The 24,509-nt window shown below is 61.6% G+C and carries 21 protein-coding genes; 17 read left to right on the forward strand and 4 right to left on the reverse strand.

The window, feature by feature from the left end; translation table 11 throughout:
* The first annotated feature begins 123 nt into the window (after positions 1-123).
* The 8 genes from AC13RC_RS01275 (at position 124) to AC13RC_RS01310 (ending at position 10,007) form a co-directional block, all read left to right on the forward strand.
* Entirely contained in the window at positions 124-972 is an 849-nt protein-coding gene (locus AC13RC_RS01275; RefSeq protein ID WP_113330949.1) for a TIGR01459 family HAD-type hydrolase, read from the forward strand.
* A 15-nt stretch (positions 973-987) separates the two neighbouring features.
* Positions 988-1,971, forward strand: a complete 984-nt coding sequence (locus AC13RC_RS01280; RefSeq protein ID WP_488556266.1) for a bifunctional riboflavin kinase/FAD synthetase — start codon at positions 988-990, stop codon at positions 1,969-1,971.
* A gap of 145 nt (positions 1,972-2,116) precedes the next feature.
* Entirely contained in the window at positions 2,117-3,493 is a 1,377-nt protein-coding gene (gene mctS / locus AC13RC_RS01285) for a two-component system sensor histidine kinase MctS (protein ID WP_488556267.1), read from the forward strand.
* A complete protein-coding gene (mctR, locus tag AC13RC_RS01290) occupies positions 3,490-4,131 on the forward strand; it encodes a two-component system response regulator MctR (RefSeq protein ID WP_113330952.1) in 642 nt (213 codons plus the stop codon). Before mctS ends, mctR begins: the two co-directional genes overlap by 4 nt.
* A gap of 267 nt (positions 4,132-4,398) precedes the next feature.
* Positions 4,399-4,596, forward strand: a complete 198-nt coding sequence (locus tag AC13RC_RS01295) for a DUF3311 domain-containing protein (protein ID WP_068391887.1) — start codon at positions 4,399-4,401, stop codon at positions 4,594-4,596.
* On the forward strand, positions 4,586-6,061 hold the full coding sequence (mctP, locus tag AC13RC_RS01300) for a monocarboxylate uptake permease MctP (protein ID WP_113421450.1): 1,476 nt from the start codon (positions 4,586-4,588) through the stop codon (positions 6,059-6,061). Before AC13RC_RS01295 ends, mctP begins: the two co-directional genes overlap by 11 nt.
* A gap of 299 nt (positions 6,062-6,360) precedes the next feature.
* Positions 6,361-9,243: an isoleucine--tRNA ligase gene (ileS, locus tag AC13RC_RS01305; RefSeq protein WP_488556734.1), complete on the forward strand. Its 2,883-nt coding sequence runs from the start codon at positions 6,361-6,363 to the stop codon at positions 9,241-9,243.
* Positions 9,244-9,377: 134 nt separating this feature from the next.
* Positions 9,378-10,007, forward strand: a complete 630-nt coding sequence (locus AC13RC_RS01310) for a hypothetical protein (RefSeq protein ID WP_488556268.1) — start codon at positions 9,378-9,380, stop codon at positions 10,005-10,007.
* Between the two features lie 96 nt (positions 10,008-10,103).
* Here the strand turns inward: AC13RC_RS01310 and AC13RC_RS01315 are convergent, their stop codons facing one another.
* Positions 10,104-10,562: a nucleoside deaminase gene (locus tag AC13RC_RS01315; RefSeq protein ID WP_488556269.1), complete on the reverse strand. Its 459-nt coding sequence runs from the start codon at positions 10,560-10,562 to the stop codon at positions 10,104-10,106.
* Positions 10,563-10,634: 72 nt separating this feature from the next.
* Between AC13RC_RS01315 and AC13RC_RS01320 the strand changes: the two genes are divergently transcribed.
* The 3 genes from AC13RC_RS01320 to AC13RC_RS01330 are packed head-to-tail and all read left to right on the forward strand — an operon-like array spanning position 10,635 to position 14,045.
* Positions 10,635-12,587 carry a pseudouridine synthase gene (locus tag AC13RC_RS01320; RefSeq protein ID WP_488556270.1) on the forward strand — a complete coding sequence of 651 codons (1,953 nt, stop codon included), beginning with the start codon at positions 10,635-10,637 and terminating at the stop codon, positions 12,585-12,587.
* Between the two features lie 6 nt (positions 12,588-12,593).
* Entirely contained in the window at positions 12,594-13,160 is a 567-nt protein-coding gene (gene rsmD, locus AC13RC_RS01325) for a 16S rRNA (guanine(966)-N(2))-methyltransferase RsmD (protein ID WP_113353844.1), read from the forward strand.
* A gap of 18 nt (positions 13,161-13,178) precedes the next feature.
* Positions 13,179-14,045, forward strand: coding sequence for a patatin-like phospholipase family protein (locus tag AC13RC_RS01330; RefSeq protein WP_113330958.1), 867 nt, complete (start codon positions 13,179-13,181; stop codon positions 14,043-14,045).
* 54 nt (positions 14,046-14,099) lie between these two features.
* On the opposite strand, the gene AC13RC_RS01335 is transcribed toward AC13RC_RS01330, so the two are convergent.
* Positions 14,100-15,920 carry a monovalent cation:proton antiporter-2 (CPA2) family protein gene (locus AC13RC_RS01335; protein WP_488556271.1) on the reverse strand — a complete coding sequence of 607 codons (1,821 nt, stop codon included), beginning with the start codon at positions 15,918-15,920 and terminating at the stop codon, positions 14,100-14,102.
* Positions 15,921-16,070: 150 nt separating this feature from the next.
* On the opposite strand from AC13RC_RS01335, the gene AC13RC_RS01340 reads away from it, so the two are divergent.
* The 6 genes from AC13RC_RS01340 (at position 16,071) to lpxK (ending at position 21,937) form a co-directional block, all read left to right on the forward strand.
* A complete protein-coding gene (locus AC13RC_RS01340) occupies positions 16,071-17,423 on the forward strand; it encodes a TldD/PmbA family protein (protein ID WP_488556272.1) in 1,353 nt (450 codons plus the stop codon).
* Between the two features lie 27 nt (positions 17,424-17,450).
* On the forward strand, positions 17,451-18,257 hold the full coding sequence (locus AC13RC_RS01345; RefSeq protein WP_145322630.1) for a 3'(2'),5'-bisphosphate nucleotidase CysQ: 807 nt from the start codon (positions 17,451-17,453) through the stop codon (positions 18,255-18,257).
* A 61-nt stretch (positions 18,258-18,318) separates the two neighbouring features.
* Positions 18,319-18,564 carry a DUF4170 domain-containing protein gene (locus AC13RC_RS01350; protein WP_015338950.1) on the forward strand — a complete coding sequence of 82 codons (246 nt, stop codon included), beginning with the start codon at positions 18,319-18,321 and terminating at the stop codon, positions 18,562-18,564.
* A gap of 178 nt (positions 18,565-18,742) precedes the next feature.
* The gene (gene waaA / locus AC13RC_RS01355; RefSeq protein ID WP_152095511.1) at positions 18,743-20,062 is read left to right on the forward strand and encodes a lipid IV(A) 3-deoxy-D-manno-octulosonic acid transferase; all 1,320 of its coding nucleotides are present in this window, start codon (positions 18,743-18,745) and stop codon (positions 20,060-20,062) included.
* 12 nt (positions 20,063-20,074) lie between these two features.
* Positions 20,075-20,806, forward strand: coding sequence for an HAD family hydrolase (locus tag AC13RC_RS01360; protein WP_488556273.1), 732 nt, complete (start codon positions 20,075-20,077; stop codon positions 20,804-20,806).
* 84 nt (positions 20,807-20,890) lie between these two features.
* Entirely contained in the window at positions 20,891-21,937 is a 1,047-nt protein-coding gene (gene lpxK / locus AC13RC_RS01365) for a tetraacyldisaccharide 4'-kinase (protein WP_488556274.1), read from the forward strand.
* 30 nt (positions 21,938-21,967) lie between these two features.
* Here lpxK and AC13RC_RS01370 read toward each other — a convergent pair whose 3' ends face one another.
* Together AC13RC_RS01370 and mutL are read right to left on the reverse strand one after the other, a co-directional pair.
* Complete coding sequence (locus AC13RC_RS01370; RefSeq protein ID WP_069612411.1) at positions 21,968-22,198, reverse strand: DUF2093 domain-containing protein; 231 nt, start codon at positions 22,196-22,198, stop codon at positions 21,968-21,970.
* A 162-nt stretch (positions 22,199-22,360) separates the two neighbouring features.
* Positions 22,361-24,193 (reverse strand): DNA mismatch repair endonuclease MutL, encoded by a 1,833-nt coding sequence (gene mutL, locus AC13RC_RS01375; RefSeq protein ID WP_488556275.1) that lies wholly within the window; start codon positions 24,191-24,193, stop codon positions 22,361-22,363.
* Between the last annotated feature and the right edge of the window lie 316 nt (positions 24,194-24,509).

Raw genomic sequence — 24,509 nt, forward strand, 5'->3', positions numbered from 1 at the left:
TCGCCGAGCTTGCACATGTCTGCTTCTCAGGCCTTGTGCGACGCAAAAACCTTGCATGCCGCTCTTGTAATTTGCCGGCCGGTTTGCGATGTCAGCCCGTGATTTATTTGATGCGAGGATGGCATGGGCAAACGGATCGAGAGCTTTCGCGACATCGGCGGACTTTATGATGTTGCGCTCTGCGATGTCTGGGGCGTGCTCCATAACGGCGTCACGGCCTACAAGGAGGCCTCCATCGCGCTCGAAGCGGCCCGCGGCGAAGGCCTTGCTGTCGTCCTCATCACCAACTCTCCACGCGTCGCTCCGAAGGTCGTCGAGCAGCTGCGTGCGATCGGGGTTCCCGACAGCGTTTACGATCGCATCATCACCTCGGGCGATGTCACCCGCAGGCTGATTGCCGAGGGACCGAAAAAGGTGTTTCTGCTCGGCCCCGAGCGTGACATCGGCATCCTGGAAGGCCTTGACGTTCAGCGCGTCGACGCTGGCGAGGCCGAAAGCATCGTCTGCACCGGTTTCTTTGACGACGAGACCGAAACACCTGACGATTATACCGACATGCTGACGGCCTGGTCGGCTCGCAAGGTGCCGCTGATCTGCGCCAATCCGGATCTTGTGGTCGAGCGCGGCCACCGCATGATCCCCTGCGCCGGCGCTATGGCCGCCTATTATGAGCGGCTTGGTGGCCAGACGCGCATCGCCGGCAAGCCGCACCAGCCGATCTACGATGCCGCGATCGCGGCGGCCCGCGAGGTGAAAAGCGAGTTTCCGCTGTCGCGTGTCGTGGCGATCGGCGACGGCATGCCGACCGACGTGCGCGGCGCACTCGATTACGGCCTCGATCTTCTTTATATCAGCCATGGCATCCACGCCCGCGAATATGTCGTCGAGGGGCATACGGATGAGGCCGCGCTCGGCGCCTTCCTGGCGCGCGAGCAGGCCTCGCCGAAGTGGTGGATGCCGCGCCTTGTCTGAGGAGAGTGGCAGTCGATGACCGTTTTCCATCGCAACGAAACCCGCGAGCCGCTTCCCGATGCCCTGAAGGGCGGGGTGGTCGCCATCGGCAATTTCGACGGTGTGCACCGCGGCCATCAGTCTGTGCTGACACGTGCGCTGGAGATCGCCATGGAGCGCGGCGTGCCGGCGCTGGTGCTCACCTTCGAGCCGCATCCGCGCACCGTCTTCAAGCCCGATCAGCCTGTTTTCCGTCTGACGCCTGCGCCGCTCCGAGCACGTCTCCTCGAAGCGCTCGGCTTCAACGCCGTCATCGAATATCCCTTCGATCGCACCTTCTCGCAGCGTTCGGCGGACGAGTTCGTCCACTCGATCCTGATCGACTGGCTGCACGCGTCGGAAGTCGTCACTGGCTTCGATTTCCATTTCGGCCATGATCGCCAGGGAGGCCCCGCCTTCCTCATGAATGCCGGCAGTCACAATGGTTTCGGCGTGACGCTGATCGATGCCTTCCGCGACGAAAACACGGAGGTCATCTCGTCGAGCCGCATTCGTGCGCTGCTCGCGGAAGGCGATGTCGCCCAAGCCGCCGGTCTGCTTGGCTATCGCTATACCGTTCAGGCGCCCGTTATCGGCGGCGAGAAGCTTGGCCGCACGCTCGGCTTCCCTACGGCAAATATGCAGCTGCCGCCAGAGTCATCGCTGAGGGCAGGCATCTATGCGGTTCGCTTCCGAACGGCCGATGGCGTCGTCCGCGATGGCGTCGCCAGCTACGGCCGGCGTCCGACGGTGACGGATAACGGCGCGCCGCTGCTGGAGACCTTTGTCTTCGATTTCAGCGGCGATCTCTACGGACAGGTCTGTTCGGTTTCCTTCTTCGGCTATCTCCGCCCCGAACTGAAGTTCGACGGCCTCGATCCGCTGGTCGCACAGATCCGCAAGGACGAGGATGAGGCGCGCGCGCTGCTTGCCGGCGTCCAGCCGCTCGGCGAGCTTGATCGCGTCATCGCCTTCGACTGATATTCGCGAAGTGATGGGGTGGAAAAGGTTTTCCGCCTTGTATCATCGCTCCGATTTCGGGCTGACATCAACGCCGCCGAGAGACTGTTGAATTCATGCCCGACAAGGGTCATTGTTCCGCGCCGGTTCTTGGGAGGAGCAATCGTTGACACTACGCAACCAGATTATTGCGCTCGCGCTCGCGCCTCTCGTCATCTCGATCCTGGCAATCACTGCCTTCATTACTTGGCAGTCGACCAATCTTACCAAGAGCAATATCGAAACCTTCGAACAGAACATGCTGAGGGCGAAGGAAACGGAGATCGTCAACCTTACAAATCTTGCCGTGTCGGCCATTCAGGCGATCTATCGGGACGCAGCCCCGGACGATCAGGCCGCGAAGGACAAGGTAGCCGCGATCCTGACGTCGCTTGATTATGGACCGGACGGATACTTCTTCGTCTACGACTATGATGGCAACAACATCGTTCATCCGCGCGAGAGATTTCGCAACGGGCGCAATTGGATCGATTTGACCGATCCGGACGGCGACAAGGTCATCGCGGAGCTCATCAAGACCGCAAAAGCTGGCGGGGGCCTGCACCAGTACAAATGGGAGAAGCCTTCCACCGGCCGTGTCGCCGATAAGCTCTCATTCGCTGTCGGCCTTGATAAATGGCACTGGGTTGTCGGAACCGGCGTCTATCTGGATGATATTTTTACCCAGACTGCTGCGGCCAATGCCGCCATGCGGGCAAACATAAAAGGAACCTTTGTCGTCGTTACACTCATTGCCGTCCCTGCTGTTCTGGTCGTCTTCACGACCTGCATGCTCTTGACCTTCCGTGAGCGACGCATGGCCGATGGTCGGCTGAAGGAGCTGACGCAAAGAGTGATTGATACGCAGGAGGAGGAACGCGCCCGCCTTGCGCGTGAACTGCACGATGGCGTGTCGCAGAATCTCCTCGGCGTGCGCTATGTCATGGACCTTGCCAACCGCAAGGTACGAAACCAGGTCGATGATGCCGCCACGACGATCGAGAAGGGTATCGATACCCTAAACAGCGCAATCAAGGACATCAGGCGGCTCTCGCATGATCTGCGTCCCCGCGTGCTCGATGATCTTGGCTTGACGGCGGCGCTGACCGCACTCGCGAACAATTTCGCCGAGCGGACCGGGATCGCAACCGAGATCGAGGCTTCCGGCTTCACCAGCATGCTGAAGCCGGAAGCCAATACCGCGCTCTACCGTGTAGCGCAGGAGGCCTTGAACAACGTGGAGCGCCATTCCGGGGCGACGGTTCTTGCGATCAAACTTTGGAGTGATCGCGGGCGTGCACGCTTGAGAATTTCGGACAACGGCATTGGTTTTGAAGGCACTGGCGACGGCAAAGGCGGACTTGGGCTGAGGAACATGCAGGAGCGGATGGCACATTTCCGCGGCCTGCTTCTCGTCCAGAGCAAGGCCGATGGTGCGACACTGATTGCGATGCTGCCGAAATCGGCCAATGCCTCGCCAAGAGCAAAGGTGGATGCGGCATGAAAAGCGACAGGATCAGTGTTCTGTTGATCGACAATCATCCCGTGGTGTTGGACGGATTGAAAGCCGTGCTGGAGACGTTTGACCACATAGAGGTGGTCGGGACGGCAAACCTTGCGCAGATCGGCCTGGAGGTCGGACGACGGACGCTCCCGCAGGTTACCTTGATGGATATCAATATGCCGAAGCTGAGCGGTATCGAGGCGATCGAGCTCTTTCGCCGGGAGCTTCCGGAGACGCGGATCGTGATGCTATCCATGCATGACAGCCGAGAATACATCTCCTCGTCGATCATGCGCGGTGCCGTCGGATATATCCTCAAGGATGTTTCGACGGATGAAGTCGTCTGCGCCATCGAGACGGTAGCAGCCGGCGGGACTTATTTCTCGTCCGGCGTTCGCGACATACTGGTGGCAGACACGGCGCAAAATGAGGCTGATCCGCTGACCCCGCGCGAGCGGCGCATTCTGGGCTTGATCGTTACAGGCAGGAGTAATCGCGAGATTGCCGAAGAACTTCAGATCACGCCCGCGACGGCGGAAACGCATCGCAAGAACTTGAAGAAGAAGCTTGGCATCGCAACGACCGCCGGTCTGATCCGCTACGCGCTTGACCACGGCATCGCAACCGCGGCGGGCTGACGTCCGCCTACCCACTTCTGGGTAGGTTCGGCGATTTCGTATCAGCTAATATCTTGTTCGGACGGTAGACTCGCCGTAGGACTTTATCAGCGGCTGCCCGCAGGCGGGCCGTTGGGAGGAATTCACATCCGTTGGTCTGGCTCTGCATAGCCAAAGCTCCTCGGCTCCGGTCCTAGGGCCTACATTGCAATCGCAGACTGATGCACCCCTTCCACTCTGACAACTGCAACAAGGTGGCGCGCAGACACCGCGTGAGAGGTATCGGACATGGACAAACGTTTCGGGACGGCGGCCTGCTGGCTGCTCGTCATTCCCTACATAGGCTTGCTTTGGGTCCCCTTCTACAACAGCCACGATCCGGTGCTGTTGGGTTTCCCCTTCTTCTACTGGTATCAGCTGGCCTGGGTGCCGATCACCGCCTTCCTGACCTGGATCGCCTATCGGAGCATGCGCCATGATGACTGATATCGATCCGACAGCTCTTGCCGTCTTCATCTTCTTCCTGGCCCTCGTGACCGTCATGGGCTTTGTCGCTGCCCGCTGGCGCCGACCGAAGACTCTTGCCCATATTGATGAATGGGGTCTTGGCGGCCGCACCTTCGGCACCTGGATCACCTGGTTCCTCGTCGGCGGCGACTTTTACACCGCCTATACGGTCATCGCAGTTCCAGCCCTGGTCTACACTGTCGGTGCCTATGGCTTCTTCGCGTTGCCCTATACGATCGTCGTCTACCCGTTCGTCTTCATGGTCATGCCGCTTCTCTGGAGGCGTGCGAAGGACCACGGCTATGTCACGGCGGGCGATGTCGTCCATGGGCAATATGGCTCGCGGGCGCTGGAGCTGGCGGTTGCTCTGACGGGCGTCATCGCCACCATGCCCTACATTGCCCTGCAGCTCGTCGGCATGACGGCGGTGTTCAAGGCGCTCGGACTTCATGGCGAATTGCCACTTGCCGTCGCCTTCATCATCCTGGCGCTCTATACCTATTCGGCCGGCCTTCGCGCTCCGGCGCTGATCGCCTTCGTCAAGGACATCATGATCTATATCGTGGTGATCGCGGCGATTGCGCTCATTCCGGCCAAGCTCGGTGGTTATGCCAATGTCTTTGCGGCCGCCGATGCGGATTTCAAGGCCAAGGGAGCGGGCAGCCTGCTGCTCGGCGGCAACCAGTACGTCGCCTACGCGACTTTGGCGCTCGGCTCGGCGCTGGCGGCCTTCATGTATCCGCATACGCTGACCGGCATCTTCGCCTCCAACAGCGGTAATACCATCCGCAAGAATGCGGTGCTGCTGCCGGCCTATACGCTGCTGCTCGGTCTCCTGGCACTGCTCGGCTATATGGGCCATGCCGCGCAACTGAAGCTGGATAGCCCGAACGATGTCGTTCCGGCGCTATTCCAGACGCTGTTCTCGAGCTGGTTTGCAGGTTTCGCCTTCGCGGCCATCGCCATCGGCGCACTCGTTCCCGCGGCCGTGATGAGCATTGGCGCTGCCAATCTCTTCACCCGCAACTTCTGGAAGGCCTATGTCGATCCGCAGGTTTCCGATGCCGGCGAGGCAAAGGTTGCCAAGATGACCTCGCTCGTCGTCAAGATCGGCGCACTTCTGGTCATCATTTTCCTGCCGACGCAATTCGCGCTCGATCTCCAGCTGCTCGGCGGCATCTGGATCCTGCAGACGCTGCCGGCCCTGGTCTTCGGCCTCTACACCAAGTGGTTCCGTGCGCCGGCTCTGCTTGTCGGCTGGTTCGTCGGCTTCTTTGGTGGCACCTATCTGGTCTGGGATGCCGGCTGGAAGCCGCTGCATATGGTCCCCCTCGGCGAAGCGGGTTTCACTGTCTATACCGGGCTGCTGGCGCTTCTTGCCAATATCGTCGTGGCGATCATCGTCAACGCGGTGATGCCGGCGCGGGCAGAAGCACGGGCCTGATCCGAACAATGCCCTTATGGCCGCGGATGGAAACGTTCGCGGCCATTCTCTATGCCGGCTGCGTTGTTTCCTCTTCCTTTCCTTGGAAAAAACGCCTATGAACCGGCGACCATGACCCAATTTCGGCTGAGCCTATCGATACGAATTATTGGCCCGGCCTTCCGCGCGCTCTAAGCTGCCGGAAGGTCCGGGTTTTTGGCGTCTCGTTCAAGAGGCGCTTTCCGCCGCCGAAAAATCCCCATATGGCTGCGCCAGTTCAGGCGCAAGACGCCCGAGACACCGAGGCAATTGTCACGACTATGACCGATACCGCTGAAAAGATGGATTACTCCAAGACTCTTTACCTGCCGGAAACCGATTTTCCGATGCGCGCCGGGCTGCCGCAGAAGGAGCCGGAACTGGTGAAGCGCTGGGAGGAGATGAACCTTTATAAGAAGCTGCGCGCTTCCGCCGCCGGCCGCGAAAAGTTCGTGCTGCATGACGGCCCGCCCTACGCCAATGGCCATATCCACATCGGCCATGCGCTCAACAAGATCCTCAAGGACGTCATCACCCGCTCGTTCCAGATGCGCGGCTATGACAGCAACTACGTTCCGGGCTGGGACTGCCACGGCCTGCCGATCGAGTGGAAGATCGAGGAAAAGTACCGCGAGAAGGGCAAGAACAAGGATGAGGTCCCGGTGAACGAGTTTCGCCAGGAATGCCGCGACTTTGCCGCCGGCTGGATCAAGATCCAGTCCGAGGAGTTCAAGCGCTTGGGCATCACGGGCGATTTCGACAATCCCTATCTGACCATGAATTTCCATGCGGAATCCCGCATCGCTGGCGAGCTTTTGAAGATCGCCCGCACGGGTCAGCTCTATCGCGGTTCCAAGCCGGTCATGTGGTCGGTGGTCGAGCGGACGGCGCTTGCCGAAGCCGAAGTCGAATATGCCGACGTCGAGAGCGACACGATCTGGGTGAAGTTCCCGGTGGCTGAAGGCCCGGCGCATCTCGCCGGCGTCTTCGTCGTCATCTGGACAACCACCCCATGGACGATCCCGGGCAACCGCGCGATCGCCTATTCGTCGCGGGTGTCCTACGGCCTCTATGAGGTCACGGAAGCAGCGAATGATTTCGGCCCGCGTCCTGGCGAGAAGCTTGTTTTCGCCGACAAGCTCGCCGAGGAATCCTTCGCCAAGGCAAAGCTGCAATACAAGCGCCTCAGCGATGTGAGTGCTGCCGATCTGGCCGCAGTCACCTGTGCCCATCCGCTTGCCTCGCTCGGCTACGACTTCAAGGTGCCGCTGCTCGATGGCGATCACGTCACCGATGATGCCGGTACGGGCTTCGTGCACACCGCACCCAGTCACGGCCGCGAGGACTTTGATGCCTGGATGTTGCATGCACGCGATCTCGAAAAGCGTGGCATCTCCTCCGCCATCCCGTTCCCGGTCGATGATGCTGGCTTCTACACCGCCGACGCCCCGGGCTTCGAAGGCGGCCGCGTCATGGACGACAACGGCAAGAAGGGCAATGCCAACGATCTCGTCATCAAGGCGCTGATCGAGACAAACACGCTTTTCGCCCGCGGCAGACTGAAGCATTCCTATCCGCATTCCTGGCGGTCGAAAAAGCCGGTCATTTTCCGCAACACGCCGCAGTGGTTCGTCTATATGGACAAGGACTTCGCTGACGGTTCGACGCTGCGTTCGCGCGCCCTGAAGGCGATCGACGACACCCGCTTCGTGCCGGCTGCCGGCCAGAACCGCCTGCGCGCCATGATCGAACAGCGCCCGGATTGGGTGTTGTCGCGCCAGCGCGCCTGGGGCGTGCCGATCGCGATCTTCGTCGACGAGCAGGGCAACATCCTGCAGGATGACGGCGTGAATGCCCGTATCCTCGAGGCTTTCGAGCAGGAAGGCGCCGATGCCTGGTTCGCGGAAGGCGCGCGCGAGCGCTTCCTTGGCGAGAAGGCCAACGAGCCCTGGACGCAGGTCATGGACATCCTCGACGTATGGTTCGATTCCGGTTCGACCCACACCTTCACGCTGGAAGACCGCCCGGACCTGAAGTGGCCGGCGGATGTCTATCTCGAAGGCTCCGACCAGCATCGCGGCTGGTTCCACTCGTCGCTGCTCGAAAGTGCCGCGACCCGCGGCCGTGCGCCTTACGATACGGTCGTCACGCATGGCTTCACCATGGACGAACAGGGCCGCAAACAGTCGAAGTCGCTCGGCAACGTCGTTGCCCCGCAGGACGTGATGAAGGACGCTGGCGCCGATATCCTGCGCCTCTGGGTCATGACCACGGACTACTGGGAAGATCAGCGCCTTGGCAAGGCTATCATCCAGACCAATGTCGATGCCTATCGCAAGCTGCGCAACACCATCCGCTGGATGCTCGGCACGCTGGCGCACGATAAGGGCGAAGTGATCGCCTATGCCGACATGCCGGAGCTGGAGCAGCTGATGCTGCACCGTCTCGCCGAGCTCGACGAGCTGGTGCGCGAAAGCTACGACGCCTTCGACTTCAAGCGCATCGCCCGCGCCTTGATCGATTTCGCCAATGTCGAGCTGTCGGCCTTCTACTTCGACGTTCGCAAGGATGCGCTCTACTGTGATGCGCCGTCGAGCCTGCGCCGCCGTGCCGCTCTCGCCGTTATCCGCACGATCTTCGATTGCATGGTGACGTGGCTGGCGCCGATGCTGCCCTTCACCACGGAAGAGGCTTGGCTCTCGCGCAATCCGTCGGCGGTTTCCGTTCATCTCGAGCAGTTCGTCACCGTTCCGGCCGAATGGAAGAACGAGGCGCTGGCCGAGAAGTGGAAGAAGATCCGCGCTGTGCGCAGCGTCGTCACCGGCGCGCTGGAAATCGAGCGCAAGGACAAGCGCATCGGCTCCTCGCTGGAGGCTGCCCCGGTGGTCTACGTCGCCGATCCCGAGCTGTTGAAGGTGCTCGAAGGGCAGGACTTCTCCGAAATCTGCATCACCTCCGGTATCACCATCCTTGGCGAACAGGGGCCTGCGGATGCCTTCCGTCTCGACGACGACGCGAAGGTCAGCGTCGTGCCCAAGCTTGCCGAAGGCCGCAAATGCGCCCGTTCGTGGCGCATCACCACGGATGTCGGCTCGGATCCGGAATACCCGGATGTGTCGGCTCGCGATGCGGCGGCACTGCGCGAGCTGATGGCTGTCAACTGAAGAAAGTTGCCGGATGAATTGCCTTTGCGGCGTTCATCCGGTAAAAGCTGCCTGAAAATGGCCTGAATTTTACGGCAGTTGCCGTTGAATGGGGTCCTATTGCGTTTATTCCGGCATGGCTGGGAAGGGTTTTCATGAGAGCGATGCATAAGGTTCGTGTCGGCGTCAGCTTGGCGGCACTTGTGGTTGGCTGCGGCGCCATATCCGGTTGCCTTAGCAGCCCGACTTACGGCACCGACAAGACGGCCGGCGTCCAGCTCCTCGATGACCTCGGCGATATCGCCTCCGTTTCTGCCGCAACGCCGAAAGACAAGGGTGTAAAATACCCGAACAGACCAGGCCTGGTTATTGGTGGCGACAAGAACACCCTGACTCAGCCGCAGCAGTCGCTGGCCAGCAAGGACAACCCGGCTTGGCTGGAATCGCCGGAAGATGCCCGCAAGCGCCTTGCCGCAGAAGCCGACGAGAAGAAGAACAACGTCAACTATCGCTCGCCGCTGGCTCAGGCCGACAGCGCCAAGAACCATCTGAGCGAAGCGCAGCAGACGGCTGCCTATCGCGCTGCCCGTCAGGACCAGGCCGGCACCTATATCGATCAGCGTCGCTATCTGATCGACCCGCCGCAGCAATATCGCCAGGTATCCGATCAGGCTGCTTTGAACGATCTCGGCACGCCCGAGTCGAAGAAGGAAAAGAAGCGCAAGAAGGATGCCGAGGCTGCGCAGCAGACCAACAACAGCAGCTGGTGGAAGCCTTTCCAGTAAAAAGATTTCAAGGCGGCGGCAGCTGCATAATCCTTGAATCGGAATCGATTTAAGGGAAAATTATGCAGAATTTTAAAGTGTTACAGCGCCGCTTTTTCAGTCTTCCGAGCGTTTCGCTTGGAAGAAAGCTCGGAGGATGTCGGCGGATGCGGTTTCGCCGAGGCCGGAATAGACCTCCGGCGCATGGTGGCAGGTTGGTTGACGATAGAAGCGGACGCCATTGTCGACACCGCCGCCCTTCGGATCTTCGGCACCATAATAGAGACGGCGGATGCGCGCGAACGAAATGGCGGCGGCGCACATGGTGCAGGGTTCCAGCGTCACATAGAGATCGGCGCCCGCAAGACGTTCCTGGCCCAGTTCCTCGCAGGCCAGGCGGATGGCGACGATTTCGGCATGCGCGGTGACGTCATTGAACTCGCGAGTGCGGTTGCCGGCCGCCGCGATGACCTTGTTGTCGAGCACGACGACGGCGCCGATCGGCACTTCGCCACGTTCTCCAGCGCGGCGCGCTTCGACCAAAGCAAGCTCCATGAATTGATTTGTAGCCGTCATTCAAGTTTTTCCACTTAACCGCAAGGGCGTGACCTGATAGGAACACGCGTTAAAAATTCAGGCAAACAACAAATGACGATGAATGACAAGCCCAAGCGGCCTGGGTCTAAACCCTTTGCTGGCGACAGGAAGACGGTAAAACGGGATGGCGCGAAGCCTGCGAAGGTAGCAGCCGTCAAAGCTGCGGACGAGAGCGCGGTTGAGGATGGAAAGGCCGAGCGCATTTCCAAGGTGATGGCGCGCGCCGGCGTGGCGTCTCGCCGCGATATCGAGCGCATGATCCTGGATGGCCGCGTTAAGCTCAACGGCGTCCTCCTCGATACGCCCGTGGTCAATGTGACGCTCGCCGACAAGATTGAGGTCGACGGCGTGCCGATCCGCGGCATCGAACGCACGCGTCTGTGGCTCTATCACAAGCCGGCAGGCCTCGTGACCACCAATGCCGATCCGGAAGGGCGTCCGACCGTTTTCGACAACCTGCCGGACGAGCTGCCGCGCGTCATGTCGATCGGCCGTCTCGACATCAACACCGAAGGTTTGCTGCTGCTGACCAATGACGGCGGCCTTGCCCGTGTTCTGGAATTGCCGACCACCGGCTGGCTGCGCCGCTATCGCGTGCGCGCCCATGGCGAGATCGATCAGGAAGCGCTCGACAAGCTGAAGGAGGGCATTGCCGTCGATGGCGTGCTTTACGGCTCGATCGACGCAACGCTCGACCGCACGCAGGGGTCCAACGTCTGGATCACCATGGGCCTGCGCGAAGGCAAGAACCGCGAAATCAAGAACGTGCTCGGCGCGCTCGGCCTTGAGGTCAATCGCCTGATCCGCATCTCCTATGGCCCGTTCCAGCTCGGCGAGTTGCCGGAAGGCCATGTGCTCGAGGTGCGCGGCCGCACGCTGCGCGATCAGCTCGGTCCGCGCCTAGTCGAAGATGCCAAGGCGAATTTCGATGCGCCGCTCTATAACGCCCCGGCCGTGGCCGAGCCGGAAGAGGCGGATGCTGGGAAGCCGGCTCGCACGGCCAAGGAAGAGCGCCCGCGTCGCGAGCGTCCCGAGGATAAGCGCGAGCGCGCCTTGAGCCGTCTGGACACCAAGCGCGATGCCAAGCGTGATGATCGCCGCGAAGGCGGCCACAAGGACGACGGCCGGGCGAAGCGCCAGTCGCTCGGCCCGCGCCGCAGCGCCAACGTCTGGATGGCGCCAGGCGCCCGCCCGCTCGGTGAAAAGGCGGCAGCGAAGGCCGCCAAGAATGCAAAGACCGCCTTCCGCCGTGGCGAGATTGAACGCCCACAGCGCAGCGGCTTCGACCGTGCGGATGAAGGCCCGCGCGTCCGCATCAATCGCGTCGACGAAGGCGATGGCGAATGGATTCGTTCGAGCGAGGAAGCGCCGCGCAGGTCGCGTGGCGACGACGAGGGCTTTGATCGCAAGCGCTCGCGCGGCGATCGTCCCCAGGGTGATCGTCCCGCCCGTGGGGAACGACCGTTTGGTGATCGTCCCCGCGGCGATCGGGCGTTTGGCGATCGTCCGCGCGGCGAACGCAGTTCTCGGTCGGAGAGTGGTGACCATCCTCGTGCGAAATCCTTCCACGGTGAAGCCCGCTCCGAACGGTCCTTCGGAGATCGACCTGCGCGCGGCGACCGGCCTTTCGGCGACAAGCCTCGTGGCGACCGGCGTCCGCGTGCCGAGGGAGACGAGCGTCCGCGCAACAAGTCTTTCGGCGGTGAACAGCGCTCCGAACGCCCCCGCGGCGATCGCCCGTTTGGTGATCGTCCGCCCCGTGGTGACCGAACCTTCGGTGATCGCCCTCAGGGCGAACGTTCCTTCGGCGATCGGCCGGCCGGCAAGCCCTTCGGCAAGAAGCCCGGCGGCAAATCCTTTGGTGGCAAGCCGGGCGGAAAGCCCGGTGGTTCGCGTGGCTTTGGCGGCAAGCCGAGTGGCGCAGATCGCCCATCCGGCGGTCCGCGCGGCGGTTCCGGTCGGGGTGGCCCCGGCAGGGGCGGCCCCAAGGGCGGCAGGGGCTGACGCGCGGTGAGGATCGTCGGCGGTGAGTTTCGCGGTCGCTCGCTTGCAACGCCGAAGTCGAACGATATTCGTCCGACGGCGGATCGCACGCGCGAAAGCCTGTTCAACATTCTGAACCACGCCTATCCCGAGGCCATCGATGGCACGCGGATGATGGATGTATTTGCCGGCACCGGCGCCGTCGGGCTGGAGGCAGCCTCGCGCGGCTGCCGCCATGTGCTCTTCGTGGAAAGCAGCGTCGAGGGCAGGGGCCTTCTCTGGGAGAACATCGATGCGCTCGGCCTGCATGGCCGCACGCGCATGCTGCGTCGTGATGCGACGGACCTCGGCAGCGTCGGCAATCTCGAACCCTTCGATTTTCTCTTCGCCGACCCGCCATACGGCAAGGGGCTGGGCGAGAAGGCTTTCGCGGCCGCTGCCGCCGGTGGCTGGCTGGTACCGGGTGCTCTGGCAATCCTCGAGGAGCGCGCCGATGTCACAATTGCCGCGCCATCGGATTTCCTGTTTCTGGAGGAGCGAACCTTCGGCGACAGCAAGATGCATTTCTTCCGCTACCAGCCGCTGGCGGCCTGACGGAGGAAGGAGAACACTATGGGCGATTATGCTGATTTCGTCGGCAGCGACTATCCGCTCGCCGCCTCCGGCACGCCGAGCGTCGCAGTCGCCTTTGGCTGCGGCGGCGCGCGCGGGCTCGCCCATATTCATATCATCGAGGCGCTGGACGAGCTCGGCATTCGCCCCGTCGCCATAGCAGGCTCCTCCATCGGCTCGATCATGGGCGCGGCCATGGCCGTCGGCATGAGCGGTGCTGAGATCCGCGACTACACGCTGGCAACCGTCGGTAATCGCCCGGCCGTTCTCAACAAGATCTGGAGCCTGCGGCCGGTCAGTATGCGCAGCATCCGCTTCGGTCAGTTCAATCTCGAACGCATTCTGCGCACCTTCCTGCCGCCGGCCATCCCGGAAAGCTTTTCCGAGCTGCATATCCCGCTGAAGGTGGTCACGACCGATTATTACGACCAGGCGGAGGTCGTCATCGAGAAGGGCGAACTCTTCCCCGTGCTCGCCGCTTCTGCGGCCATTCCCGCCGTGTTCATGCCCGTCAAGCTCGGAGACCGCGTAATGATCGATGGCGGTATCATGAATCCGGTTCCCTATGAACATCTGGCCGGTCTTGCCGATATCATCATCGGCATCGACGTCGTCGGCGGGCCGGAAGGCAGCGGCCGACAGGTTCCGAACCGTATCGAGAGCCTGTTCGGCGCCGGCCAGCTGACCATGCAGTCCAACATTGCTCTGAAGCTGCGCCTGCAGGCGCCGCAAATCTTCCTGCGCCCCGCCGTCGGCCGCACCGGCGTCCTCGATTTCCTGAAGGCGCGCGACATTCTCGCCATGTCGGCCGGCATCAAGGACGAGCTGAAATTCGCGCTCGACCGGGTGATGACCGCGAAGAATTAGTATCCGCCAGTAAGCCGCTGGCTGTGTTTCGCCAGGATTATGCAAACGAAGCGACTAAACCCGCTCCGGCTCTTCTTGCGGCAATGCCACCAGATCGTCGGCGTCGCTGTAAGTGTCGGCGGCACGCTTCGGCTTGACCAGCGGTTCGGGCTTGACCGGGCGCGAATAGAGCATGTCTGTCCCGGCCTGCAGGCCCTCGCTCACCTGTAGTACGAGCCTTTGCTCGTCGCGCTTGCGGATGTCCTCGCCGATTTCATAGGCCTCAGCTTCGCTGACGCCAAGTGCTTCCAGGGTGCGGCGGCCGAAGAGCAGACCGGATTCCAGCGTCTCGCGCAGCTCATAATCCACGCCCTTGTGACGCAGCTCGATCGAGTGAATACGGTCATAAGAGCGGACGAAAAGGCGCGCATGCGGATAATCCGTCTGCACAAGTTCGACGATCTTGTCCGTCACCTCGCGCAGATGCGTGCTGACGACGACGATCTTGGCGCGATCGATACCAGCAGAGCGCAGCACGTCCTTGCGTGTGCCGTCGCCGAAATAGATCCGGAAGCCGAAGCTCGATGCCTGGCGGATGCGGTCGGCGGAGAAATCGATCACGGTCACGTCGCGGCCGCTGGCAAGCAGGATCTGTGCGGCAATCTGGCCGAAACGCGAAAAGCCGATCATCAGCACATCGGAACCGGCGCCCTCGAAATCCTCGTCCAGTTCTTCCTGCGTATCGCCCTTCACCAGCCGTTTCGCCAGCGCGGAACTGAGCGGTGTCAGCGCCATCGACAGCGTCACGATGGCGATCAGCATCGATGCCGCGTTCGCCGAGAAAAGATTGCCGCTGGCGCTGGCCGCGCTGAAGAGCACGAAACCGAATTCGCCGCCTTGCGGCAGCAGCCCCGCGATACGCACGGCATCATTGTGCGGCGAGCCTGCGACCCGGCAGAGCGCATAGATCACGACCGCCTTGATGACCATCATTACCGGGACGGCGAGCACGATCATCACCCAGTTGTCGAGGATGACGTCGAGTTTCAGCGATAGGCCGACTGCGATGAAGAAAATGGCGAGCAATACGCCGCGGAAGGGCTCGATATCTGCTTCCAGCTCATGCCGATAGGAGGATTCCGCCAGCATCACGCCGGAGAGAAAGGCCCCCATCGCCATGGAGAGGCCGGCGAGCTGCATCAGCGTTGCCGATCCCATGACGACGAACAGGGCTGCGGCAATCATCGCTTCCCGTGCGCCGGTGCGTGCGATCACCTGAAACAGCGGCGTCAGCAGATAGCGCCCCGCGATGATCATCGCTGCCACTGCGCCGATGGCAATGGCGAGACTTGGCAGTGGATTGGCGGTTTCCTGCGCGCCGTCGAGCACGGTGATCAGCGCCAGCAGCGGCACGATGGCAAGATCCTGCAGCAGCAGCATCGAGAAGGAGCGCTGGCCGTATTTCGTGTTGACGTCGCCCTGCTGTTCGAGGATCTGCATCGCGAACGCCGTCGAGGAAAGCGCCAGGCCGAAGCCGATGATGATGCTGCCCTTCCAGCCCGCAATGCCGCCGAAATAGGCGGCCACCATCAGTGCAAGTCCGCTGAGAACCACCTGTGCCGTGCCGAGACCGAAAATATCGCGCCGCATCTGCCAGAGGCGTGACGGCTTCAGTTCCAGGCCGATGATGAAGAGCAGGAAGACGACGCCGAGTTCGGCCACGGCCAGCACGGCCTCGCTGTCGCTGATGCTGTGGAGAATCGGCCCGATCACAACGCCGGCGGCGAGATAGCCGAGCACCGTGCCAAGCCCCAGTTTCTTGAAGATAGGCGCCGTGACGACGGCACCGCCGAGCAGCAGCAGGGTTTCAGTGAAAAGCGTATTGGGGGCGGACATCGTCTGTTTCTTTCCGTGGGGCAGGCGGTGTTGCGACGCTTGGTCATGATAAACAACCATGCGTGAAGGGATTAGAACAAGAATCGGCTTTGCCGCCCTTGATGCTTTATGTAGTGCACAATAAATGGAACGCGAAGGAAAGGCCAAGTCATGACCTCTGAAATCGATTCCGCCACTCTGCTTTCCCGTGCCAGCCAGTTGATCGACCTCGCCCGGAAAGCCGGTGCGGATGCCGCCGATGCCGTCGTGGTGCGGTCGAGGGCCCATTCCGTCAGCATCCGTCTCGGCAAGGTCGAAGGCACGGAATCCTCCGAGAGCGACGACTTCTCGCTGAGGGTCTTCGTCGGCAATCGCGTGGCGAGTGTTTCGGCCAATCCCGGCTTCGATCTCAACGCTCTTGCCGAACGCGCGGTCGCCATGGCCAAGGTTTCTCCGGAAGATCCCTTTGCCTGCCTCGCTGACCAAGCGGATCTCGCCAAGAGCTATCCCGATCTCGAACTGTTCGATCCGACCGAGGTCTCCACGGAGCAGCTGCGCGAAGCGGCCCTTGCGACAGAAGCTGCGGCACTCGCTGTTCCTGGCGTCACCAATTCTTCCGGTGCCGGCGCTTCGGCCGGCATGGGCGGCCTCGTGCTCGTCACCTCACATGGTTTTGCCGGCTATTATATGGGCTCGCGCTTCGGGCGCTCCGTCAGCGTTATTGCTGGCGAAGGCACCGGCATGGAGCGCGACTATGATTTCGACAGCCGCCTCTATTTCGCCGATCTTGATGCAGCCGAGGAGATCGGCCGCCGCGCTGGCGAACGAGTCGTCAAGCGCCTCAATCCGCGTCAGGTTCCGACGGGCAAGAACATCACCGTCGTTTTCGACCCGCGCGTCGCCCGCGGCTTCGTCGGCCATATTGCCGGCGCGATCAATGGCGCTTCCGTCGCCCGCAAGACCAGCTTCCTGCGCGACAAGATGGGTCAGCAGGTGCTGAAATCGGGCCTCTCGATCACGGACGATCCGCTGATCGTGCGTGGCCCATCCTCGCGCCCCTTCGACGGCGAGGGCGTATCGGGCAAGCGGCTCGTCATGATCGAGGACGGCGTGTTGCAGTCCTGGTTCCTGTCCACGGCAACCGCGCGGGAAATCGGCGGCGGACTGAAGACCAACGGCCGCGGCGTACGCGGCGGTACGTCCGTATCGCCCGCGTCCACCAACCTGGCGCTGGAGCCGGGCGATATTTCGCCGGAGGACCTGATCCGCAACGTCGGAACCGGCTTCTATGTTACCGAGTTGATCGGCCAGGGCGTTAACATGATAACAGGCGAGTACAGCCGCGGCGCCACCGGTTTCTGGATCGAGAACGGCGAATTGACCTTCCCGGTTTCGGAGGTGACGATCGCCTCCAACCTGAAGGACATGTTCATGCGCGTGACGCCGGCAAACGACATCGACCGCGATTTCGGCATCGCTGCTCCGACGCTTGCCATTGAGGGCATGACGCTGGCAGGCCGCTGAGAAACGAGCGGAGATTGGAATTAATCAATGATCGATAGCAAGGCCGGCCAATTGAGCGACGTGGACCTGATCGTGGGTGCCGCGCTCGAGGCGGGCAAGATCGCTCTCGGTTTCTTCCGGCAATCGCCAGAGGTCTGGTGGAAGAACAACGGCCAGTCCCCGGTCAGTGCTGCCGATTTTGCGGCGAACGAAAGCCTTGCCGTCACATTGCGCTCGGCGCGCCCGGACTACGGCTGGCTTTCCGAGGAAACCGACGACGATGCCGAGCGTCTGAAGCACGAGACCGTCTTCGTCGTCGATCCCATCGACGGCACCAGGGGATTTCTTGCGGGCCTGGATCTTTGGTGCGTCAGCGTCGCCGTCGTCACCGATGGGCGGCCTGTGGCGGGCGTGCTCTACGCGCCGGCGCTTGACGAGCTTTTCGTGGCGACGGCTGGTGGGGAGGCCCTGAAGAACGGCAAGCCGATCCGCGTGTCTCAGAGAGTCGGTGATGACATCCATCGGCTGGCGACCGGCGAGGATATGCTGAAGGGCGTCGATCCGGATTTCCGCAAGACGGTCGAGCGGGTGAAGCACGTGCCGTCACTTGCCTATCGCCTCGCCATGGTGGCGGACGGGCGCCTCGAAGGAACGATCGTCAAGCGCAACTCGCATGACTGGGATCTGGCCGCCGCCGATCTCATTCTGGAGCGGGCCGGCGGCGCGCTCGTGGACCTTTCGGGCAATACCCTCAGCTACAATCGCGCCGAAGTATCGCATGACGAGCTTTGTGGCGCATCGGCATCGCAATTACCGGAGTTTCTCCGTCAACTATCGAACCGACGAGACGGTTGACCTTTCCGTCAAAATCCCGCAGATGAAGGACGGAGGGGGACGACAGTAGAAAGAGACGAAAATGACTGATACCAGCGGCAAAAAGCAGCTCCTGCACCTTGTCTTCGGCGGTGAATTGGAAAACCTCGAAGAGGTCCAGTTCCGCAATCTCAACGAGCTCGATATCGTCGGCATGTATCCCGACTATGCAAGCGCGCTGGTGGCATGGAAGTCCAAGGCGCAGCAGACCGTTGACAATGCCCATATGCGTTATTTCATTGTCCACCTGCATCGCTTGCTCGATCCGCAGGAAAAAGCGGCATCCTGAGCGCCTCGCACCGAATTTTGCATTTGATATCTCTATCCGGTACAGCCCCGTCGCTTTAAATCCGGTCATGAAGCAGTATCTTTGACACAATAAGAACGAAAATTCGGCTGTTTATTCGGCCGGTTGATAATCGGGATTTGGCATTGATGGTGATCAGCTGGGATAGGAGGCGAACGAAATGAGTAGCCTCAGGGCGCGTCTTGCCTTGAGCGCCTATCGCTTTGGCGGAATCGCAGTCTATCCATTCATCGGGCCTTATCTCGCGGTTCGCGCGGCCAAGGGCAAGGAAGATAGTTCCCGCAAACTGGAGCGCTCGGGTTATGCGAGCGCCAACCGCCCGCAGGGGCCGTTGATCTGGTTCCATGCCGCGAGCGTGGGGGAAACCTCGGCCGTCATTCCGCTCATCCGAGAAATCCGTCGTCGCGATATCCATGTCATCCTGACGACGGGCACGATCACCTCCGCCAAGGTTGCGCAGCAACGTCTTGGCGAAGAGGTCATCCATCAATACGTGCCGCTCGATCTCAAGCCCGCCATTAAGCGCTTCCTCGACTACTGGCAGCCCGATTGCGCCATTTTTGCCGAATCCGAGATCTGGCCGACGACGATCATGGAGCTTGGCCGCAAGCGCATTCCGCAGATCCTCGTCAACGCCCGCATGTCGGATCGATCCTTTGAACGCTGGAGCCGGCATCTCTCGCTTGCCGAGGCGTTGTTTGAAAATCTGGCCCTGGTCGTGGCCCAGTCCGACCTCGATGCCGAACGCTTCCGCGATCTCGGCGCTTTGCAGGTTCTGAAATCGGGCAATCTCAAAGTGGATACGGATGCACCGTCATATGATGCACCGACGCTCGCCGGCTACATGAAGCAGATCGGCGACCGCAAGACCTGGGCCGCGGTCTCCACTTTCGAGGGCGAGGAGGGTGCTGCAGCCTCCGTCCATTCGATGCTGAAGGAGCATAACGGCCAGCTTACCATCATCGTGCCGCGCCATCCCGAGCGCAGCGACGCGATCGAGGCTATGCTCGCGGAACAGGGTCTCAAAGTGGCGCGCCGCACTCGCAACGATATCCTTTCGTCCGATGTCGATGTCTTCCTTGGCGATACCATAGGCGAGATGGGGCTTTATCTGCGGATGACCGAAGTCGCCTTCATGGGCAAGTCGCTGTTCAATGAAGGAGGCCAGAATCCGCTTGAGCCGGCCATGCTCGGTTGCGCGATCCTGACCGGCGGTCATGTCCAGAATTTCCGCGATTCCTATCAGCTGCTCGCCCGCCGCGGCAGCGCCCGCATGGTGCGCGATACCGAGATGCTGGCGCGCGGCGTGCATTATTTGCTCACCAACGACACGGCACGGCGCAGCATGATCGATGCCGGCTTCGCAGCCGTGCATGAAATGCGTGGTGCACTGGCAGCAACGGTGAAGGGGCTGGAGCCCTATATCAATCCGCTTTCGGTCAAGGCGCGGCTGATGCCGAAGACGATGGCGAACGGATAAGAAGGGAAGGGCATGACAGCGGCCAAGCTGGGAGCGATTGCGGGCATTCTTTTCGATAAGGACGGAACGTTGCTCGATTATGACCAGAGCTGGCTGCCGGTCAATCGCGAGCTCGCACGCATCGCTGCTCAAGACGATCCTATCCTCGCCGATCACCTTCTCTCCGCCTGCGGCATGGACCCGATTTCCGGCCATATTGTGCCCGACAGCCTGCTTGCCGCCGGCAATACCAGGCAGATTTCCGAGGGGCTGGTGGCTGCTGGCTCGAAAGTGGATGTCGCGGAACTGGTGAAAAAACTCGATGCGCTTTTTGCGCATGCGGCCGATTTCTCCTCGCCGGTGACAGATCTCGCCGCCTTCTTCCGGCGCCTGCACGAGCGCGGCTACAAACTCGGCGTTGCCTCCAGCGATAATGAGCGCTCTATCCGCCAGACAGCACGCCGCTTCGGCTTCATCGACTATGTCGATTACATCGCCGGCTACGACAGTGGCTTCGGCACCAAGCCGGAGCCTGGAATGGTACTCGGCTTTTACGCCGCGACCGGCCTTTCGCCGGCACAGGTCGCCGTCGTCGGCGACAATAATCATGATCTCCACATGGGCCGCAATGCCGGTGTGGGCCTGACCGTCGGCGTGTTGACGGGCACCGGCTCGCGCGAAACGCTGACGGCGGCATCGGACTATTGCCTCAACGACATTACCGAGCTGGAAAGCCTGCTCCTGCCTGTGGCACAATCGGCCTGATCCTGGCAATGGCTTGCTTTTTCACGCAATCTGGCCTTTCTTGCCGCTTTGTCGCGGGCACAAGAATAGGGCTGGATTAGACGCATGGTATCGGAAGCCCCACCTTTCTGGTGGCGAAAGCCGGATTGGCGTGCCTGGGGGCTCTCACCCTTTTCGTTCCTATACGGCCGTATCGCCGGGCGTCGCATGGTGAATGGCAAACGGGTTTCCGTGCCGGTGCCTGTTATCTGCGTCGGTAATTTCACGGTCGGCGGCGCCGGCAAGACGCCGACGGCGCTTGCACTTGCCCAGGCCGTGAAGGCGAAGGGGCTGAAGCCTGGTTTCCTGAGCCGCGGTTATGGCGGCTCGCTCGATGTCACCACGATCGTTGATCCCTCGCACCATCATGCCACGGCTGTTGGTGACGAGCCGCTGCTGCTTGCCCACGAGGCGCTGACGGTCATTGCCCGTCGTCGGGCCGATGGCGCGGAAAGGCTGGTGCGCGAGGGCGCCGACATCATCATCATGGATGACGGTTTCCAGAGCGCGCAGCTCGCCATCGACTATGCCCTTGTGGTGATCGATGCCGGCAGAGGTATCGGCAACGGGCACCTCGTTCCAGGCGGTCCTGTGCGCGCGCCGCTGCGCACGCAGCTCCTCTTTGCATCCGGCCTGCTGAAAGTCGGCGAGGGCACTGCCGCCGATCGCGTCGTGCGTCTTGCGGCAAGGGCGGGCAAGCCCTTCTTTTCCGCAAGCATCAGGGTGCGTGGGCAGGAGGATTTGCGCGGCCGCAAGGTACTTGCCTTCGCCGGCATCGCCGATCCCGCCAAGTTCTTCCGCACAGTGGAGACGCTAGGGGCTGAGATCGCCGTCCGGCGCAGCTTCGGAGATCACGAACATCCTGGCGAAGACGACGTCTCCGACATGCTCGACATCGCCTCGCGCGAAGGGCTCGAGATCGTCACCACCTCGAAGGACTACGTGCGCTTGATCGGCCATCATGGCCGCACCGAGGAATTGCTGCAGCGCTGCAGGGTGGTCGAGATCGACATGGTCTTTGCCGATCCGCAAGCGCCGGCGCTGATCATCGACCGGGCCATTGCAGCCGCGCGCGAACGACGCTTGCGGGAAAAGCGCAGCAAATCGACCTAAAGCCAGGCCGGACTATTCAGCATGTAAAAATCAGCGCTTCTGATTGGGCAGTGCGCCGGCGCGTTTTTCGGCTTCGAGCGAGGTGATGACGTCGGCATAGGGCTCTTGGCGGGCAACGCTCCAGTAGCGCAGTTCATCGAGAGCGATGTGTTTACCCGTCATCGCGCAGACGACATAGGAGCCCGGCATCAGGATCTGGAAATCGCCGTCGAGATAGCGAACTTTCGCCTCGCGGTTTCCATGTCCTTCGAAAAGATTCATCTGATGCCGTCCTTGATCTCTGTCATCTATTTGCCATACCGCACTACAGCGCCGCACGTCAAATATGACGCGCAAAGGTCGCTGTGACACTTTAAAATTACGCAGCAGACGCGACTTTTCCAGACTATTCCCCGGAAAAGTTCCTTTTGGAAATGGCTGAGGTTAGCTGCGCCCGAACAGTCGTTCGATGTCCGTAAGCTTCAACTCTATATAGGTCGGCCTGCCGTGATTGCATTGTCCGGAGCCGGGCGTGGCTTCCATCTGGCGCAAAAGCGCATTCATCTCTTCCGGGCGCAGGCGCCGGCCGGATCGCACCGAACCGTGGCAGGCCATGGTCGCGGCCACATATTCCAGCTTGGCGGCAAGGCCAGAGGCTGTATCCCATTCGGCGATCTCGTCGGCCAACTGTCGGATCAGGCCCTGCGCATCGACTTCGCCGAGCATCGCCGGCGTCTCCCGTACGGCGACTGCGCCGGGGCCGAAGCGTTCGATCGCGAGCCCGAGTTCGCCGAGTTCTTCAGCAAATACCATCAACCGGTCGCAATCCTCTTCGGGCAGGTCGACGATTTCCGGAATCAGCAGTACCTGCGAGGAAAGCCGCTTCGAATGCAGCGCCTTACGCATGGCCTCGAACACCAGCCGCTCATGCGCGGCATGCTGATCGACTATGACAAGGCCGTTTTCCGTCTGGGCGACGATATAATTCTCATGCAGCTGGGCGCGGGCAGCGCCCAGCGGAAAGCGAGCGGGCTCCTCGGCACGTGCTGATTGCAGCGGCGGGGCGACTTCGGCACGTGCAGTCGGCGTGGCAAGGCCGTCGAAAGCAGCCTGCGGTCTTTCGGCAAATCCGTAGCCTGCCGCTGCCGCCGCTCTTTCGCAGGGACGGGATGGCGACGTTTCGGCCGTCCAAGGGGTCGGCGCTGGCGAGGGTCGCCCACCCTGCTGAAAGGCGGATCGTCCGGCGGTGAAGGCGCGCAACATGCCGTCTGCGCCGGTCGTAGCCGCGCGGTCGCCCTCGCGCGCCAGCGCTTCGCGCACGGCACCGACGATCAGGCCGCGCACCAGCCCTGGATCGCGGAAGCGCACGTCGGATTTCGCCGGATGTACATTGACGTCGACAAGCGCCGGATCGAGCCTCAGGGAAAGGACGGCGATGGGATAGCGTCCGGCAGGGATGGTTTCGGCATAGGCGCCGCGGATCGCCGAGAGGATCAGCTTGTCCTGCACCGGCCGGCCATTGACGAAAGCATATTGATGCGCGGAGTTGCCGCGGTTGAAGGTCGGCACGCCGGCAAAACCGGTAAGGCTCACATCCTCACGCACGGCATCGAGCGCGATGGCGTTGTCCTTGAAATCGGCACCCAGTATCTGTGCCATGCGGGCGAGATGATCATCGCCGGTCGCGGGAAATTCCAGCGTCGAGCGGTCGGTACCCGACAGGACAAAGCGCACGCGTGGAAAGGCAATCGCCATGCGCTTGACGACCTCGGTGATCGCGGCTGCCTCCGCCTTTTCCGTCTTCAGGAATTTCAGGCGCGCCGGCGTCGCAAAAAACAGGTCGCGTACCTCGACGATCGTGCCCGGATTGGCGGCCACCGGGCGCAGATGCAGAACCTTGCCGCCTGCAACCGCGATCTCGGCGCCGCCAGCCGCACCCACTCTGCGGCTTGCGATCGAAAGCTTCGCCACCGAGCCGATGGAGGGCAAGGCCTCGCCGCGAAAACCGAGGGTGCGAATGTCTTCCAGCGTATCGGAAATCTTCGAGGTGCAGTGGCGCCGTACCGCGAGTTCGAGGTCGGTTTCCTCCATGCCCGAGCCGTTATCGGTCACCCTTAGCAGAGCCTTGCCGCCGCCAGCGGTCGCGATCTCGATGCGGGTTGCACCGGCATCGAGCGCGTTTTCGATCAGTTCCTTGGCGGCGCTCGCCGGGCGTTCGATGACTTCGCCGGCGGCGATCTGATTGATCAGGGTCTCGGAAAGTTGCTTGATGGCCATGGCTGCATTCTCGTGGATTCGCGGCGGCGAGGGAAGAGGAAAGGCGATTTTACGGCCTTGATCCACCCGTTTACATGGGGACTTTGTTAAGAAATTTAATCAATGTTTAAGGGAATGATGACAGGTTGCGGAGACAGAACTTGAAATGACCGCAGGTGGCGCGTTTCGTGCATGCTGAGGGCTCTCGATGGCAGGTTGGTGGCCATCAGTCAAAATGGAGCCAGGTGCCATCTGCTTCAAGTGCCAAGGCCAGCATGCAACTCCCATGAACTTACCTTGCAGAGCGAATGCCGCCCTGTCGATTTGCCGAGTTGTG

Source organism: Martinezella sp. CNPSo 3890, from assembly GCF_057784455.1.